Source organism: Streptomyces sp. NPDC036813 (assembly GCF_055609245.1).
In genome coordinates this window covers 1-15,340 of sequence record NZ_JBVJPV010000004.1, presented here as the reverse complement: position 1 = coordinate 15,340, position 15,340 = coordinate 1, and the positions used below count along the sequence as shown (strand labels likewise).

Sequence of the window (15,340 nt, the reverse complement as noted above, 5' to 3'; positions counted from 1 at the left end):
GCCCGGTACCCGCGGCGGCCGCGGCTCCCGACGGTGCCGGGGGCAGCCTCCCCTTCTCGGCCCGGGCCGACTCCACGCCCCCTCCCCCGCCATCCCCGCCACCGCCGCCGTCTCCGCCGCCCCCGCCTTCTCCGCCGCCCCCGCCGTCTCCGCCGCCCCCGCCTTCTCCGCCCCCGCCTTCTCCGCCGCCCCCGCCTTCTCCGCCACCTCCGCCACCCCCGCCGCCGGAGACGCCGCCGACCGGCCCGCACGACGGTGGCGCACCGGCCACCACGGCCCTGAAGCAGCAGCAGAACGTGGCCGGCAGCGTGGCGGCGGACCTGGAAGGCAAGAAGGCCGACGTCCCCGACGAGCTGGTGCCGAGCGTGCAGCATCTGGCCGACGTGCTGCAGGCGGTGAACGACACGCAGACCCCGCCGCAGGAGCGTGACGGAGCCGTCCGCAGCGGACAGCAGGTGACCGCCGCGCTGAAGGTGATCGACGACCCGGACACACCTGCCGCGGTGCGTGACCGGTTGACCGGGATGGTGCAGCAGGTGGCCGCCGCCCTGGCCGCGGCGAACGGGTCGGAGACACCGCCCGAGAGCGGCATGCTCGCCGTGGTCGTGGCCAGGTCGGCGTCCGTACTGGGGATCGTCGCCGGCCAGGACACGCCACCGGAGGTGGAGAAGAACCTCGTCGGGGCCGCGAACAACGTGCTCTCGTCCGTGCAGGAGGGCACGGCGAACGGGGAGGGCAGGACCGGTGCCCCCGCCGGCGCTCAGCCGACATCGACGCTGCTGGTGGCGACCGCACTGGAGACCGCGACCAACCCGGACACCTCCGAGGACAGCCGGAAGGGGCTCGCGGAAAGCGCCCAGGAGGCGAGTGCGTCACAGCCCGGCGACCCGAGGGCGGCGGACAAGAAGCGCCGCCTGGAGAAGGAGCTGAAGCAGGCGATCTCCGATCAGGGCCTACCGGACGAACCGCTCGGCAAGGCGGCCGAGCTCTGCACCAACTCCGTCTTCCAGTCCGTCCCGGACACGGCCCTCGCCAAGTATCTGGACCGCCTGACGCCGCACACGTGGGACAGCGAGGGGGTCCAGGACTTCTGGAAGTCCCAGGAAGCGCGGAACGACTCCTTGGACGTGTTCGCCCAGTTGCGGAACGACAAGCTCGACGACACCGCGCTGGCCATCAAGCAGATGATCCCCCAGCTTGCCCACTCGCTCCCGGCGAACGACATCTTCTCGTCCCTCGGCGTGCCCGCGCTCCACTGCCTCCAGGCGGCGAGGCAGCTCGACCAGGAGGCGGGCGTGAAGTCGGGCAACTGGGTCAACGCGGCTCAGCAGGTATGAATCTCAGCAGCTCCGCGACGGACACCTCGGCCGTGGCATGCCGGGTCGCGATTCCGAATTTCCTCAGTTCTCTCTTCTGCGCGCCATAATCGATCGAGCCGCCTGCGAAGTGGAAAGAGGAGATGGAGTACACCGGCGGAGCGCTCGGAGACCAGAATGCCGTCACATAGAGCGGTGCCCGGGTCACGTTGACGAGGTTGTTGTCGTGCCGGATCCTGGCGACGTAGGTGAGCGTGTCCGCGCCCTTGCACTCGACAGCGCGGCAGGCGTACCGGGGATGCCGCCACGACGCGTACGGTTTCCGGTAGTGGTCGACATCGATCCGGCCCCGGTCCTTCCTCATGTAGGTGATCTGCAGGTCGACGTCCAGCAGGTCGTACGGCACGTCCCTGGGGATCTCGAAGACATGCTCCAGGGTGTCCTCCTGCCCGGCCTCGAGCACCTCACCCGGGTCCTTCACGCGTCCGCTGCTCAGCGACTTGTAGGAGAGTCGATCGACGTACCGTTCCGCCTCCTCCGCCTTGCCGACGCTCTCCCTCCACGTCCGCGACAGGTTGTCCCCCGACTCGGAATACCTGGCGGTTCTCCCGTATACGCTGAAGTCGCTCACGATGACGTACACCGACACGTCTCCGGTGTTCTTCACGGAGAGTGTCAGCGGAATCTGCACGAAAGGGAGAGAACGGTCCTGGCGGGCCCTCCCGAATTCCGCCTTGAGGGAGAAACGCAGGGGAGCCGTCGTGGGCTGGTACAGGGTGGAGTACGCGAGGCTGACCGCGGACAGCAGCGCTGTCGCATAAAAACCCGCCACGAACTTATTGGGGTGCGGCAGCCCTGTCCAGGCTTTCTCCCTGATCAACAGGACACAAGCCCACACTGCCCAGCACCCCAGCGGTATGAAGGCGAACAGGTAGGGCGTGATCTCCTTCTCCTCCAGCCACAGCAGGAAGAGAAGACTGTCCGTGGCCAGTGCGATGACGGCGCCGAGCAGGATGATCGCGCCCGAGGCCCTGACCTCCCGCCGGCCCCGGTGGTCGGGCACCAGCGCCGCCCCGGCCCACTGGACCACACCGGTCAGCACGAGCACGGCCCCGGCGATGCGCTGGGCGAACGTCAGGGCGCCGGAGGCGTCCGGCCAGCCGATGATCGCGTTGAGGATCCCGGAGGCGATCAGCCCGGCCATCATGACGACCATGGTCGTGCGCCGCCGGTAGGGCCGGTCGGGCCAGGTGCCGCTGCCCCCTCCGCGCCAGCACACCGAGGCGGAGTCCTCCACGTCGACGTCCGGGTAACCGAGACGCTCCAGCAGTTTCCGCAGCTCGCGCAGCGACCAGACGCTGCCCGCGGCACTGCCCCCCACGATGACCCGGCGGAGGCCGCGATCGTCTGGCGCCTCGACGACGACCCACGGACGGATGCTCATGACGCCAGCCTCCGTTCCGGACCGCACGCGCGCACGCGCTGTTGCTCCGCTTGGCGATCCCACCGGGCCGGGCCCACGGCGGCCGTGCAGGAGTGCCGTGGGCCCGGCTGGGGGGAGCTCAGCAGCTCGGCTTGCCCGCGTAGACGGCGAGCGCGGTGTTGGCGCCGAGGGTGGCGGTGAGCTGGCCGGAGCCGTTCACCGTCACCGGGGTGTTGTTCTGGACGTTGCAGTACGTCCCGGCCGGGAGGGACGTCTGGTAGGTGCGGGTGAGGCTCGAGGACTCGTGGTTGATGGCCACGAAGCCCTTGGCTCCGCGTCCGAAGGCGATCGCGTCGCCGCCGTTGTCCCACCAGTTGGTGACGGCCTCGCCGCGGGTGGCGTTGCGGAAGCCGACCATCCGGATGATCTCCGGCCACTTGTGCTGGCACTTCCAGCCGTCCTGCCAGCAGGCGTTCACCGTGCCGCCGTTGGGCGGCCCGGCGTCGGCGTCCGACCACTCGTAGCCGGAGTTGATGTCGGGGGCGCCGTAGGGCCAGGCCAGCATGAAGACGTTGGCCAGGGTGTAGTTGGCGCCGTCCTTGTAGTTGAGGGTGGAGCCGTTGCGCTCGGTGTCGTGGTTGTCGACGAAGACTCCTGCGACGGAGCTGTTCATGTAGCCCCAGCCCTCGCCGTAGTTCTTCAGGTAGGCGAGGTTCTCGTTGTTGAAGACGCGCTTGAGGTCGTAGGCGTAGCGGAACTCCTGGACGTCGCCGTTGCCGGTGTACTCGGTCGGCTGGACGGCCTCGCCCGCGCCGTAGATGACCTCCTGCTTCCAGTAGACGGACGGGTTGGTCAGCCGGGACTTGATGTTCGCCAGGTCGGCGGCGTCGATGTGCTTGGCGGCGTCGATGCGGAAGCCGTCCACGCCGAGGGAGAGCAGGTCGTTCATGTACCCGGCGATCGCGCCGCGGACATAGGGCTCGCCGGTGTCCAGGTCGGCGAGGCCGACGAGCTCGCAGTGCTGGACGTTCCAGCGGTCCTGGTAGTTGCTGACCTGGCTGGTGCAGTCGTCGAAGTCGTACGACGAGTACAGCCCGGGGTAGTTGTACTTCGTGTACGACGAACCGCCGGTGCCGGTGCCGCTGCCGGCCGACATGTGGTTGATGACGGTGTCGACGACGACCTTCACACCGGCCGCGTGACAGGTGCTGACCATGTTCTGGAAGGCGGTCCGGTCGCCGAGCCGCCCGGCGATCTTGTACGACACCGGCTGGTACGACGTCCACCACTGGGAGCCCTGTATGTGCTCGGCGGGCGGGGAGACCTGGACGTATCCGTAGCCGGCGGGGCCGAGGGTGCCGGTGCACTCCTTGGCGACCGAGTCGTACTTCCACTCGAAGAGGACGGCCGTGACGTCCTTGGTGCCGGGCGGGGAAGCGTGCGCGGCGGCCGGGGTCATGACAAGTGCCGCGGCGAGTGCGGCGGCCCCGGCGAGGGTTCTGCGTGCCATGTGGGGTTCCTTCGTCCTTGAAGGCATGTGGGGAACCGCGTAAGGGCTTGCTGAAAGCTTCAGCAAACTTGCGGTGACGCAGATGTTAAAGGCCCGCCGCCTGAAAAGGCAGCGGGCCGGATGAAGTTGTTGAAGATTCTTTCGAACCGGGAGGGGCCGCCGCTCAGGCGGTGGTGAACCACACCGTCGTGTCGGCCGGCACCTTCGCCTCGCCGCCGGCCTCGGTCACCTCACCGCTGGTGAGCAGCACGCGGCCGTATACCGGAGTCGTCACGGACTCCCCCGTGGTGTTGGCGACGCAGACGAAGTCGCCCCGGCGGAAGGCGAGGACGCCCTCGGGAGCGCGCAGCCACTCCACGCTGTCACCGGCGCCGAGGTCGCGGTGCTCGCGGCGGGCGGCGAGCGCGGAGCGGTACAGCTCCAGCGTCGACCCCTCCACGCCGGTCTGTGCCTCGATGCTCAGCTCGCCCCAGTTCTCCGGCTGCGGCAGCCAGCTGCCACCACTGCCGAAGCCGTACGACGACCCCGTCCGGGTCCAGGGGATGGGCACCCGGCAGCCGTCGCGGAAGCCGTCCTGGCCCGCGCCGCGGAAGTACGCAGGGTCCTGGCGCACCTCGTCGGGCAGGTCGACGACGTCCGGAAGACCCAGCTCCTCGCCCTGGTAGACGTAGGCCGAACCGGGCAGCGCCAGCATCAGCAGCGTGGCGGCGCGGGCCCGGCGCAGGCCCAGCGCGCGGTCGCCGGCGGTGCGGATCTGGGTGCCGAGGCCGGGCGGGTTGGCGAAGCGGGTGGCGTGCCGGGTGACGTCGTGGTTGGACAGCACCCAGGTGGCGGGGGCGCCGACCGGGCGCATGGCGTCCAGCGTGCGGTCGATGACCGTGCGCAGCTCCTCGGCGTCCCACTCGGTGGCCAGGTACTGGAAGTTGAACGCCTGGTGCAGCTCGTCCGGGCGGACGTAGTTGGCGGTGCGCTCGACGGTCGGGGTCCAGGCCTCGGCGACGAAGATCCTCTCGCCCGCATACTCGTCGAGGATCGTGCGCCACTGCCGGTAGATGGTGTGGACGCCGTCCTGGTCGAAGAACGGCATGACATCGTTGCCCAGCAGTTTCAGCTGGTCGTGGCTGCCGAGGTCGGGCAGGCCGTCGGCCTTGACCAGGCCGTGGGCGACGTCGATGCGGAAGCCGTCGACACCCATGTCGAGCCAGAAGCGCAGGATGGAGCGGAACTCGTCGCCGACGGCCGGGTGGTCCCAGTTGAAGTCGGGCTGCTCGGGCGCGAAGAGGTGCAGGTACCACTCGCCGTCGGCCACCCGGGTCCAGGCGGGGCCGCCGAAGATGGACTCCCAGTCGTTGGGGGGCAGTTCGCCGTTCTCCCCCTTGCCGGGGCGGAAGTGGTAGCGCTCGCGCAGCGGGGAGCCGGGCCCCTCGGCGACGGCACGCTTGAACCACTCGTGCTGGTCGGAGGAGTGGTTGGGGACCAGGTCGACGATGATGCGCAGGCCCAGCTGGTGGGCGTCGCGGATCAGCGCGTCGGCGTCCAGCAGGTTGCCGAACATGGGGTCGACGGCCCGGTAGTCGGCGACGTCGTAACCGGCGTCGGCCTGCGGGGAGGCGTAGAAGGGGCTCAGCCAGACGGCGTCCACGCCCAGGTCGCGCAGGTACGGCAGGCGGGAGCGTACGCCCTCCAGGTCGCCCATGCCGTCGCCGTTGCTGTCGGCGAAGCTGCGCGGGTACACCTGGTAGATCACCGCTTCCCGCCACCAGTCGCGGCGCTGGGCGACAGTGGCGAGGGCCGAGTTCGGTGCCGGGGAGTGCTGGGTCATGACGTCCTTGATGCGTAAGGAGAGTGCGGTCATCGGGTCTGTGGGTGACGGCGGCAGGAGGGTGAGGCGGCCGCGGTGCAGCGGGGTCGGATGAGTACCGCGGCCGCCTGCCCGCGCGGTCAGGCGCGCGGGAGCTCGTCGCTGACGGGTGTCAGCCCTTGGTGCCGCCGGCGGTGAGGCCGGTCACGAGGTTCTTCTGCACGAGGTAGAAGAACGCGGAGACGGGTATCGCGATCAGGACCGCGGTGGCGGCCATGAGGTTGCGCTGCGCGTCGTGTTCGCTGATGAAGCTCTGCAGGCCGACGGCGAGGGTGTACTTGCTGTCGTCGAGCATGAAGGTGGTGGCGAAGGCGACCTCGCCGAAGGCGGTGATGAAGCTGTAGAAGCCGGCGACCGCCAGACCCGGCCGGGCGAGCGGCAGGATGAGCCGCGCGAACGTGCCGAACGGGGTCAGGCCGTCGACGCGTCCGGCCTCGTCGATCTCGAACGGGATGGTGTCGAAGTAGCCCTTGAGCAGCCAGGCGCAGTACGGCACCGCGGTCGAGCAGTAGATGAGGATCAGACCGAGGTAGTTGTCGATCAGCTGCAGCTCGGACAGGATCTGGTACATCGGCACCATCAGCACGGCCACCGGGAACATCTGGGTGACCAGCAGGACCCACATGAACTTGCGGTAGCCCGGGAAGCGCATGCGGGAGACGGCGTAGCCGGTGGTGGCGGCGACGAGGACGCCGATCACGGTGGTGCCGAGGGAGACGATCAGCGAGCTCTTCAGCCAGTCGAAGAAGCTGGTGTGCTGGAGGACGAAGGAGTAGTTGTCCAGTGTCATCTTCCCCCAGATCCGGCCGGGGTGCAGATAGTCGTCCTTGTCCGGGCCGAGGGAGAGGAACACCAGCCAGGCCACCGGCAGAAGGGCGATCACGCTCGCGCCGATCAGCAGGCCGTGGGAGGCGAAGGTGGCGGCGAGTGAGCGCTTGCCGCGGCCGCGCACCGTGCGGGGCGCGCCCGTGGAGGTCTTCTCGGTCACCGCGGCGGAGGTCTCGACTGTGGTCGTGGTCATGAGGAGGGCTCCTGCCTCAGATCGCGAGCTGCTGGTCGTTGCGGTTCAGCCAGCGGCGGTAGAAGGAGGTGAAGACGATCAGGATGGCCAGCAGCAGCATGCCGTAGCTCGCGGACTGGGCGAAGTCACGCGGCTGCTGTCCGAAGCCGAGGTAGTAGGCCCAGGTGACGAGGATCTGGGCGTCGGGCGCGGAGGTGGCGCCGAACAGCAGGAAGATCACCGCGAACTGGTTGAAGGTCCAGATGATGCCGAGCAGGACCACGGTGGAGCTGACCGAGCGCAGGCCGGGCAGGGTGACGTAGCGGAACTGCTGCCAGGCGCTCGCACCGTCCATCTCGGCGGCCTCGTACAGGGAGGCGTCGATGGACTGCAGGCCGCCGAGCAGGGAGACCATCATGAACGGCACACCGCACCAGGTGTTCACCATGATCGCGGCGAACCGCTGCCAGAACGTGTCCTCCAGCCAGGCCGGCGAGGGCAGGTGCAGGGCGTCGAGGAAGGTGTTGATGACACCGCCGTCGGAGAGCATGATCCGCCAGCCGAAGACCGTGACGAAGGTGGGCACGGCCCAGGGGACGATCAGCATCAGCCGGTAGAAGGTGCGGCCGCGCAGCTTCTGGTTGAGCAGCAGCGCGAGGCCGAGGCCGATCGTGTAGTGCAGGGCGACGCACAGCGCCGTCCAGGCGATCGTCCAGATGAAGTGCGACCAGAAGCGGTCGTACGCCGTCGGGCCGAAGAGGATGTCCTGGTAGTTGTCCAGCCCGATGAACTTGTAGGTGGCGTCGATGTGGTTGACGCCGATCGTCCGGGCGGTGTTGAGGCTGTTGGCGTCGGTGAGCGTGAGGTAGAGGCCGTAGACCAGCGGATAGACGACGAGGACGCCGAGCACGACGGCCACGGGGGCGACCATCGCGTAGGCGTACCAGTGCTTCTGGTAGCCGTGCTTGAGACGTTGGGCGACTGTCATGGTTCTCGACACCTTCGAAGACGATCAGGGAGTACGGCGCACAGGCCGGTGGCCGCCGGATCCCTCCCCCCGCTCAAGACGGGGGATCCGGCGGCCACGCGGGGTCACTTGCTGAAGTCCGGGACCAGCTTGGTGATCGCGGTCTCCGCGTTGCTCAGGCCCTTGTCCAGGGACTCCTTGCCGCCGGCGATCTTGGGCAGCTCGGTGTCGAGCGGGCCCCACAGCGAGCTGTACTCCGGCAGCGCCGGGCGGGGCTGGGCGGCGGGCAGGACGGTCTGGTAACCGGCGATGCCCGGGTCGGCCTTGACCTCGGCGGTGTAGGCGTCGTCACGCGTCGGCAGCGTGGAGTTCTTCAGCGCGATCTGTGTCTGCGACTTCGCGGAGGTCATGAAGTTGACGAACTTCAGTGCCGCCTTCTGGTGGGCGGCGTCCGAGCCCGCGTAGACCGACAGGTTGTGTCCGCCGGTCGGGGCGCCGGCCTTGCCGGCCGAGCCGGCCGGGACGGTGGCGATGCCCAGGTTGGCCTTGTCCTTGAAGGCGGAGCCCTTGTAGAAGTTGGTGATCTCCCACGGACCCTGGATGATCGCGGCGACCTTGCCGTTGACGAACGCGTCCTGGATGTGGGCGTAGGCGTCGGCGGTGGTGTCGGCCTTGTGCAGGCCCTTGCCGTCGAACAGGCTCAGCCAGGTGCCGTAGCCCTTCTTGGCGGCGGCCGAGTTCACGGTGATCTTCTTGCCCGCGGCGTCGACCGTGTCGGTGCCCTCGCCGTAGAGGTAGGGCTGGGCGTAGTAGGCCTGGGTGGAGCCCCAGTAGCCGTCGACGCCGGTCTTGTCCTTGACGGTGGCCGCGGCCTTCTTCAGGTCGTCCCAGGTCTTGGGCGCCTCGGTGATGCCGGCCTTGGCGAACAGCTGCTTGTTGTAGACGAGCGCGAGGGTGTCGGTGACCAGCGGCACGCCGTAGGTCTTGCCCTCGTACTGGGCCTGCTTGATCAGGCTGGGCTGGAACTTGGCCTGGTCGGCGAGGGCCTCGGTGCCGTCCAGCGGCAGGAAGTAGCCCTTCTTGGCGAAGGCCGGGGTCCAGCCGACCTCGGAGCGCAGCACGTCGGGGGCACCCTTGGAGCCGGCGGCGGTGTCGAACTTGTTCTGGGCCTGGTCGAACTGGACGTTGACGTAGTTGACCTTGACGTCCTTGTTCGCGGCCTCGAACTGCTTGATCAGGGCCTGGTACGTGGGGGCCTCGTTGGTGGCGTTGGAGGTGTCCCACCAGGTGATGGTGACCGGCCCGTCGGCCTTGTCGCCGCTGTCACTGCCGCCGCAGGCCGTCGCCGCCAGCGCGAGGGACGCCGCCAGCGCGGTGGCCGCTATGCCACGCCGCATGAGTTCTCCTTGAGGTGAAAGCCCGAGTGGTGCCGACTGCGCCTTTGCTTGCCGTCGGGCGACGTGAACGTAACAGCCATGTAAGCGTCACGAAAGACCTTGCAGCAAAAAAGTGCAAGACATCTCCGAAGTTACCCGGGCGTGATCGGGACTCGACCGACATGAGACCGCTGTGAGACTGTTGTTTACGCGGGTTGCACGGGGCGTAGCCGCCCTGTGAAAGACTCTGCAAGCTCTTGCCGCCGATTGCACGAGGGAGCGCGATGACGCAGCAGCCCACCGCGGGACGTTCGACGGCCCGCCCCCGGCGCCCGGTCGGTGTGCAAGCCGGGATCCGGCCGGTACAGTCCGGTGCCGTGACCACACGGCTTGCCGACATCGCTGCTCAGGCGGGGGTGAGTGAAGCGACCGTCAGCCGCGTCCTGAACGGCAAGGCCGGCGTCGCCGCCACCACCCGCCAGTCCGTGCTGGCCGCGCTCGACGTGCTGGGCTACGAACGGCCCGTGCGGCTGCGCCAGCGCAGCGCGGGCCTCGTCGGACTGATCACCCCGGAGCTGGAGAACCCCATATTCCCGGCCCTGGCCCAGGTCATCGGCCAGGCGCTGACCCGCCAGGGCTACACCCCGGTGCTCGCCACACAGACCCCGGGCGGCTCCACCGAGGACGAGCTGACCGAGATGCTCGTCGACCGCGGGGTGGCCGGCATCATCTATGTCTCCGGGCTGCACGCCGACACCACCGCCGACATGCAGCGCTACGAGCAGCTGCGCGCCCAGGGTGTGCCGTTCGTGCTCGTGGACGGCTTCTCGCCCAAGGTGCAGGCGCCGTTCATCTCCCCCGACGACCGCGCTGCGATGGCCCTCGCGGTCACGCACCTGGCCTCGCTCGGCCACACCCGGATCGGCCTCGCCCTCGGCCCGAAGCGTTTCGTGCCGGTCCAGCGCAAGATCGAGGGGTTCGTGCGGGCCATGCAGGACCAGCTCGGACTGGCCCCGGACGTGATCGAGACGGAGCTGGTCCAGCACTCGCTGTACACGCTGGAGGGCGGACAGGCGGCCGCGACCGCGCTGATCGACCGCGACTGCACGGCCGTGGTGTGCGCCAGCGACATGATGGCGCTCGGCGCCATACGGGCGGCCCGCCAGCGGGGCCTGGAGGTCCCCACGGACATCTCCGTCGTCGGCTTCGACGACTCGCCGCTGATCGCCTTCACCGACCCGCCGCTGACGACGGTCCGCAAGCCGGTCCCGGCGATGGGCCAGGCGGCCGTGCGCACGCTGCTGGAGGAGATCGGCGGGACCCCCGCACCGCACAGCGAGTTCGTGTTCATGCCCGAACTGGTGGTGCGCGGCTCCACTGCCTCGGCGCCGGGCGACCGGAACCGCCGCCCGTAGGGCGGCACGCGAAACCGCCCGTAGGGGGTCACGGACACCCAAGTCGTCCGCAGGGTGGAGAAGGTGCGCTTTGGACCCGACCGGAGGATGATCGGTCGGAGAAGGCTTTTCTGGCAGAATTCGTGTTCATGGGTGAGACGACCGTGACGACCCCGGAAGGCCGCGAAGAGGCCCTCCCGCAGTCCGTCACGGCCGCTTCGCGCACAGGCCCGCTCGGCCGGCTGCGCACCCCGCGGGCCCCGCGGCTGTGGTTCGAGATCCTTCTGATCGCGGTCAGTTACTGGACGTACTCGCTGATCCGCAACGCCGTGCCGGAGCAGCGCGGGCAGGCACTGCGCAACGCCGACTGGATCTGGCGGCTGGAGCACCAACTCGGCATCGCCTTCGAGCAGTCCGTCAACCATGCCGTGAACTCGGTGAACTGGCTGATCATCGGGATGAACTACTACTACGCCACCCTGCACTTCATCGTCACGATCGGCGTGCTGGTCTGGCTGTACCGCCGCCATCCGGGGCGCTACGGCGCGGCCCGGCTGGTCCTGTTCGCCACGACGGGTGTGGCCCTGGCCGGTTACTACCTGTATCCGCTCGCGCCGCCCCGGCTGATGAACGGCAGCCACTTCATCGACACGGTCATGGTCCACCAGACGTGGGGCTCGATGGCCTCCGGCGACCTGAAGCACATGTCGAACCAGTACGCGGCGATGCCGTCGATGCACATCGGCTGGTCCCTGTGGTGCGGCCTGACGATCTTCGCACTGGCGAGGACGCCCTGGGCGCGCGTCCTGGGCCTGCTCTACCCGGCGGCGACCCTGCTGGTCATCGTGGCCACAGCCAACCACTTCTGGCTGGACGCGGTGGGCGGCGTCCTGTGCCTGGCCTTCGGCTTCACGGTGGCCCGCCTGTGGTACGGCGCCCTGCCGTACGCCCTGCCGCGGCAGGTGGCCCGCGAGGCAGCGCGGGAACCGGTCACGGCGGCCCGCTAGCCGCCGTAGAACAGCTCCTCGACGACGCCCCGGGCCCGGCGTGTCGTACGCCGGTAGGCGTCGAGCATGTCCCCGACGTGCCCGGGGCCGTAGCCGAGGTAGCGCCCGACGGCGGCCAGTTCGCGGCTCTCCGTGGGGAAGGTGTTCCCGGCCCGCCCGCGTACCAGCATGACCGCGTTGCGCACCCGGGTGGCCAGCACCCACGCCTCGTCCAGGATCTCCGCGTCCTCGGCCGACAGCAGCCCGGCGTCCAGGGCCGCGGCCAGGGCCTGCCGGGTCCGGGTGGTGCGCAGCCCCGGAACCTCCCGGGCATGCCGCAGCTGCAGCACCTGTACCGTCCACTCGACGTCGGACAGCCCGCCCGGCCCGAGCTTGGTGTGCAGCTTGGGATCGGCGCCGCGCGGCAGCCGCTCGGACTCCATCCGGGCCTTGAGCCGCCGGATCTCCCGCACGGAGTCCTCCCCGAGCCCGCCCGCCGGGTAGCGCAGCGGATCGACCAGCTCCACGAACCGGCGCCCCAGCTCCTCGTCCCCGGCGACCGGCTCGGCCCGCAGCAGCGCGTGCGACTCCCAGGTCAGCGACCAGCGACGGTAGTACGCCTCGTACGACTTCAGGGTGCGCACCAGCGGCCCGGACTTGCCCTCCGGGCGCAGATCGGCGTCGATCAGCAGCGGCGGGTCGGAGCTGGGGATCTGCAGCAGCCGCCGCATCTCGGCGACGACCTTGTTCGCCGCCGCGCCGGCCTCCCCCTCGTCGACCCCGTCCCGCGGCTCGTGCACGAACAGCACGTCGGCGTCGGAGCCGTAGCCCAGTTCGTGGCCGCCGAAGCGTCCCATGCCGATGACGGCGAACCGGGTGGGCAGCGTGTCGCCCCACCCCTCGCGCACGACGGCCCGCAGGGTGCCGGCGATGGTGGCGGCCGTCAGATCGGAGACGGCAGCGCCGACCCGGTCCACCAGAGCGCCCTGGTCGGCCTCGGCGGACTGCGTCTCGGTGCCGTAGGAACCGACGATGTCGGCGGCGGCGGTGCGGAACAGCTCGCGGCGGCGCACGCCACGGGCCGCCGTGACGCCCTGCTCGGCGTTCTCGGCACGTCCCACCGCCGCGAGGATCTCCTGCTCCAGATGGCCGCGCGACCTGGGCGCCAGCCCGCCACCGTCCCCGTCGCCGAGCAGCGCCACGGCCTCCGGCGCCCGCATCAGCAGGTCGGGAGCGAGCCGCCCGGCGGACAGCACCCGCGCCAGGTTCTCCGCGGCCGCGCCCTCGTCCCGCAGCAACCGCAGATACCAGGGCGTCTTCCCCAGCGCGTCCGACACCTTGCGGAAGTTCAGCAGCCCGGCGTCCGGGTCGGCGGAGTCCGCGAACCACCCCAGCAGCACCGGCAGCAGCGTCCGCTGGATGGCGGCCTTGCGGGTGACACCGGACGCCAGCGCCTCCAGATGCCGCAGCGCGGCGGCCGGATCGGCGTACCCCAGGGCGATCATCCGCTCCCTGGCCGCCTTGGCGCTCAGCCGCGCCTCCCCCGGCGCGAGCTGGGCGACCGCGTCGAGCAGCGGCCGGTAGAACAACTTCTCGTGCAGGCGTCGTACGACACCGGTGTGGCGTTTCCACTCGCGGGTCAGCTCGGTCACCGGGTCGGTGCGCAGCCCCAGTGAGCGTCCGATGCGGCGCAGATCGGCGTCGTCCTCGGGTACCAGGTGCGTCCGGCGCAACCGGAACAGCTGGATCCGGTGCTCCATGGACCGCAGGAAACGGTAGGCGTCGTCGAGCTGGACGGCGTCCGCACGGCCCACGTACCCGCCCGCCGCGAGCGCCTGCAACGCGTCCAGCGTCGTACCGCTGCGCAGGGAGGCGTCGGCGCGCCCGTGCACCAGCTGAAGGAGCTGGACGGCGAACTCGACGTCGCGCAGCCCCCCTGGCCCGAGCTTCAGCTCCCTCTCCACCTCGGCCACCGGGATGTTCTCGACGACCCGCCGCCGCATCTTCTGCACGTCGGCGACGAAGTTCTCCCGCTCGGCCGCCTGCCAGACCAGCGGCTCCAGCGCCTCGATGTACGCCCGCCCCAGCTCGGCGTCACCGGCGACGGGCCGGGCCTTGAGCAGGGCCTGGAACTCCCAGGTCTTGGCCCAGCGCTGGTAGTACGCGAGATGGCTGGCCAGGGTCCGCACCAGCGGGCCGTTGCGCCCCTCGGGCCGCAGGTTGGCGTCGACGGGCCAGATGGACCCCTCGACGGTGGTCTCGGAACAGATCCGCATCAGATGCGAGGCGAGCCGGGCAGCGGCCTTCAGGGCCTTGCCCTCGTCGCCCCCCTCACTCGCCTCCGCGACGAAGATGACGTCGACGTCGGAGACGTAGTTCAGCTCGTGGCCGCCGCACTTGCCCATCGCGATCACCGCGAGCCGGCAGGCGGCGGCGTCCTCGGGAGCGGCCGCCTTCGCGATGGCCAGCGCCGCGCGCAAGGTCGCCGTGGCCAGGTCGGCCAGCTCGGCGGCGACCTCGGCCACGTCCGTCGTCCCGCACACGTCACGGGCGGCGATGGACAGCAGACAGCGACGGTAGGCGACGCGCAGCGAGACGGGGTCGACGGCCTCCTCCAGACCGCGCTCGAACTCCGCGAGTCCCGGATGCAGGTCGGAGGGCTCGTACGTGACCAGCGCGTGCCAGTCCTTCGGGTGCCGCGCGAGGTGGTCGGCCAGCGCCGCGGAGGCACCCAGCACGCCGAGCAGCCGGTCCCGCAGCGGCTTGGCCGCTATGACGGTGTCGAGCAGCTCCCGGCGCGCGGTCGCATCGGGCTGCGCCTCCAGCAGACGGGCCAGGCCCTGCAGGGCGAGATCGGGGTCGGCGGTCCCGCCGAGGGCTTCCAGCAGGACGGGGTCGGTGCGGACGGGGGCGAGGTCGGTGCCCTCCAGGAGGCGTTCGGCGGCGGACGGGTCGGTGAAGCCGTGCCGCAGCAGCCGAGAAAAGGTACTGCTCCTGCGCCCGGGCGCCGTCATCTGCGGCCTCCTTGATGTCCACGTCGTCCTTGGCCAGAGCCTAGTCGCTGCCGCGGGCCTGAGCGTGGGCTGCGCCCGGCGCTGACACGGGACCGTCCCGGTGCCCGGCATCCAGTGGTGCACGTCGACTTCGTCCGGCAGGGGCCCGGCGTTCGGGGGCGCCCGGCGTCGCGGCCGGGGTAGGTCCGCTCACCGGCGCCGGCCGGGTGCCTCCCCCGAGCTCTTCGAGCAGGGGGACCCCAGCGCCCACCCGTGCCGCCCCAGCGGCACGACTGCCCGCAGCCATGTCGGCACCGCCGGCCTTACAGCTACGTGAGACGGCGGCCCGCAGCCGCGCGGGAGGACGGCCGCCCGACGTGGCGGCGCGCTGCTCAGCCGACGACGGCCGGTAGGCGCCGACGGCGGGAAGGGGCCGGGGTGGGGGGTGTCCGCCCGCAGCGGCCGGCACCGAGACACTGAGCGCTCGTCGGAAACGGCCGGCCGGACCGAGGAC

10 protein-coding genes are annotated in these 15,340 nt (G+C 70.2%); 3 read left to right on the top strand and 7 right to left on the bottom strand.

From position 1 onward, the window contains the following. Positions 1-296: 296 nt before the first annotated feature. Positions 297-1,337, top strand: a complete 1,041-nt coding sequence (locus ACZ67Q_RS10110) for a hypothetical protein (RefSeq protein WP_471179014.1) — start codon at positions 297-299, stop codon at positions 1,335-1,337. Here the strand turns inward: ACZ67Q_RS10110 and ACZ67Q_RS10105 are convergent. The 6 genes from ACZ67Q_RS10105 to ACZ67Q_RS10080 all read right to left on the bottom strand — a co-directional run bounded on the left by ACZ67Q_RS10105 (position 1,315) and on the right by ACZ67Q_RS10080 (position 9,474). After that, a complete protein-coding gene (locus tag ACZ67Q_RS10105; protein ID WP_471179011.1) occupies positions 1,315-2,760 on the bottom strand; it encodes a hypothetical protein in 1,446 nt (481 codons plus the stop codon). The two genes, ACZ67Q_RS10110 and ACZ67Q_RS10105, sit on opposite strands and share 23 nt — an antisense overlap. A gap of 118 nt (positions 2,761-2,878) precedes the next feature. Beyond that, positions 2,879-4,249, bottom strand: a complete 1,371-nt coding sequence (locus tag ACZ67Q_RS10100; RefSeq protein WP_471179009.1) for an alpha-amylase — start codon at positions 4,247-4,249, stop codon at positions 2,879-2,881. A gap of 163 nt (positions 4,250-4,412) precedes the next feature. Then, a complete protein-coding gene (locus tag ACZ67Q_RS10095) occupies positions 4,413-6,071 on the bottom strand; it encodes a glycoside hydrolase family 13 protein (RefSeq protein ID WP_471179005.1) in 1,659 nt (552 codons plus the stop codon). A 151-nt stretch (positions 6,072-6,222) separates the two neighbouring features. Beyond that, positions 6,223-7,131, bottom strand: a complete 909-nt coding sequence (locus ACZ67Q_RS10090) for a sugar ABC transporter permease (protein ID WP_471179001.1) — start codon at positions 7,129-7,131, stop codon at positions 6,223-6,225. 16 nt (positions 7,132-7,147) lie between these two features. Continuing rightward, on the bottom strand, positions 7,148-8,098 hold the full coding sequence (locus ACZ67Q_RS10085; protein WP_471178998.1) for a carbohydrate ABC transporter permease: 951 nt from the start codon (positions 8,096-8,098) through the stop codon (positions 7,148-7,150). A 104-nt stretch (positions 8,099-8,202) separates the two neighbouring features. After that, positions 8,203-9,474 (bottom strand): extracellular solute-binding protein, encoded by a 1,272-nt coding sequence (locus ACZ67Q_RS10080; RefSeq protein WP_471178995.1) that lies wholly within the window; start codon positions 9,472-9,474, stop codon positions 8,203-8,205. Between the two features lie 356 nt (positions 9,475-9,830). Here ACZ67Q_RS10080 and ACZ67Q_RS10075 point away from each other — a divergent pair, with 356 nt between their 5' ends. Both ACZ67Q_RS10075 and ACZ67Q_RS10070 read left to right on the top strand, forming a co-directional pair. Beyond that, a complete protein-coding gene (locus ACZ67Q_RS10075) occupies positions 9,831-10,868 on the top strand; it encodes a LacI family DNA-binding transcriptional regulator (RefSeq protein ID WP_471178992.1) in 1,038 nt (345 codons plus the stop codon). Positions 10,869-10,996: 128 nt separating this feature from the next. Continuing rightward, a complete protein-coding gene (locus tag ACZ67Q_RS10070) occupies positions 10,997-11,854 on the top strand; it encodes a phosphatase PAP2 family protein (protein WP_471178989.1) in 858 nt (285 codons plus the stop codon). On the opposite strand, the gene ACZ67Q_RS10065 is transcribed toward ACZ67Q_RS10070, so the two are convergent. Further along, positions 11,851-14,847, bottom strand: coding sequence for a bifunctional [glutamine synthetase] adenylyltransferase/[glutamine synthetase]-adenylyl-L-tyrosine phosphorylase (locus ACZ67Q_RS10065; protein WP_471178986.1), 2,997 nt, complete (start codon positions 14,845-14,847; stop codon positions 11,851-11,853). The two genes, ACZ67Q_RS10070 and ACZ67Q_RS10065, sit on opposite strands and share 4 nt — an antisense overlap. Between the last annotated feature and the right edge of the window lie 493 nt (positions 14,848-15,340).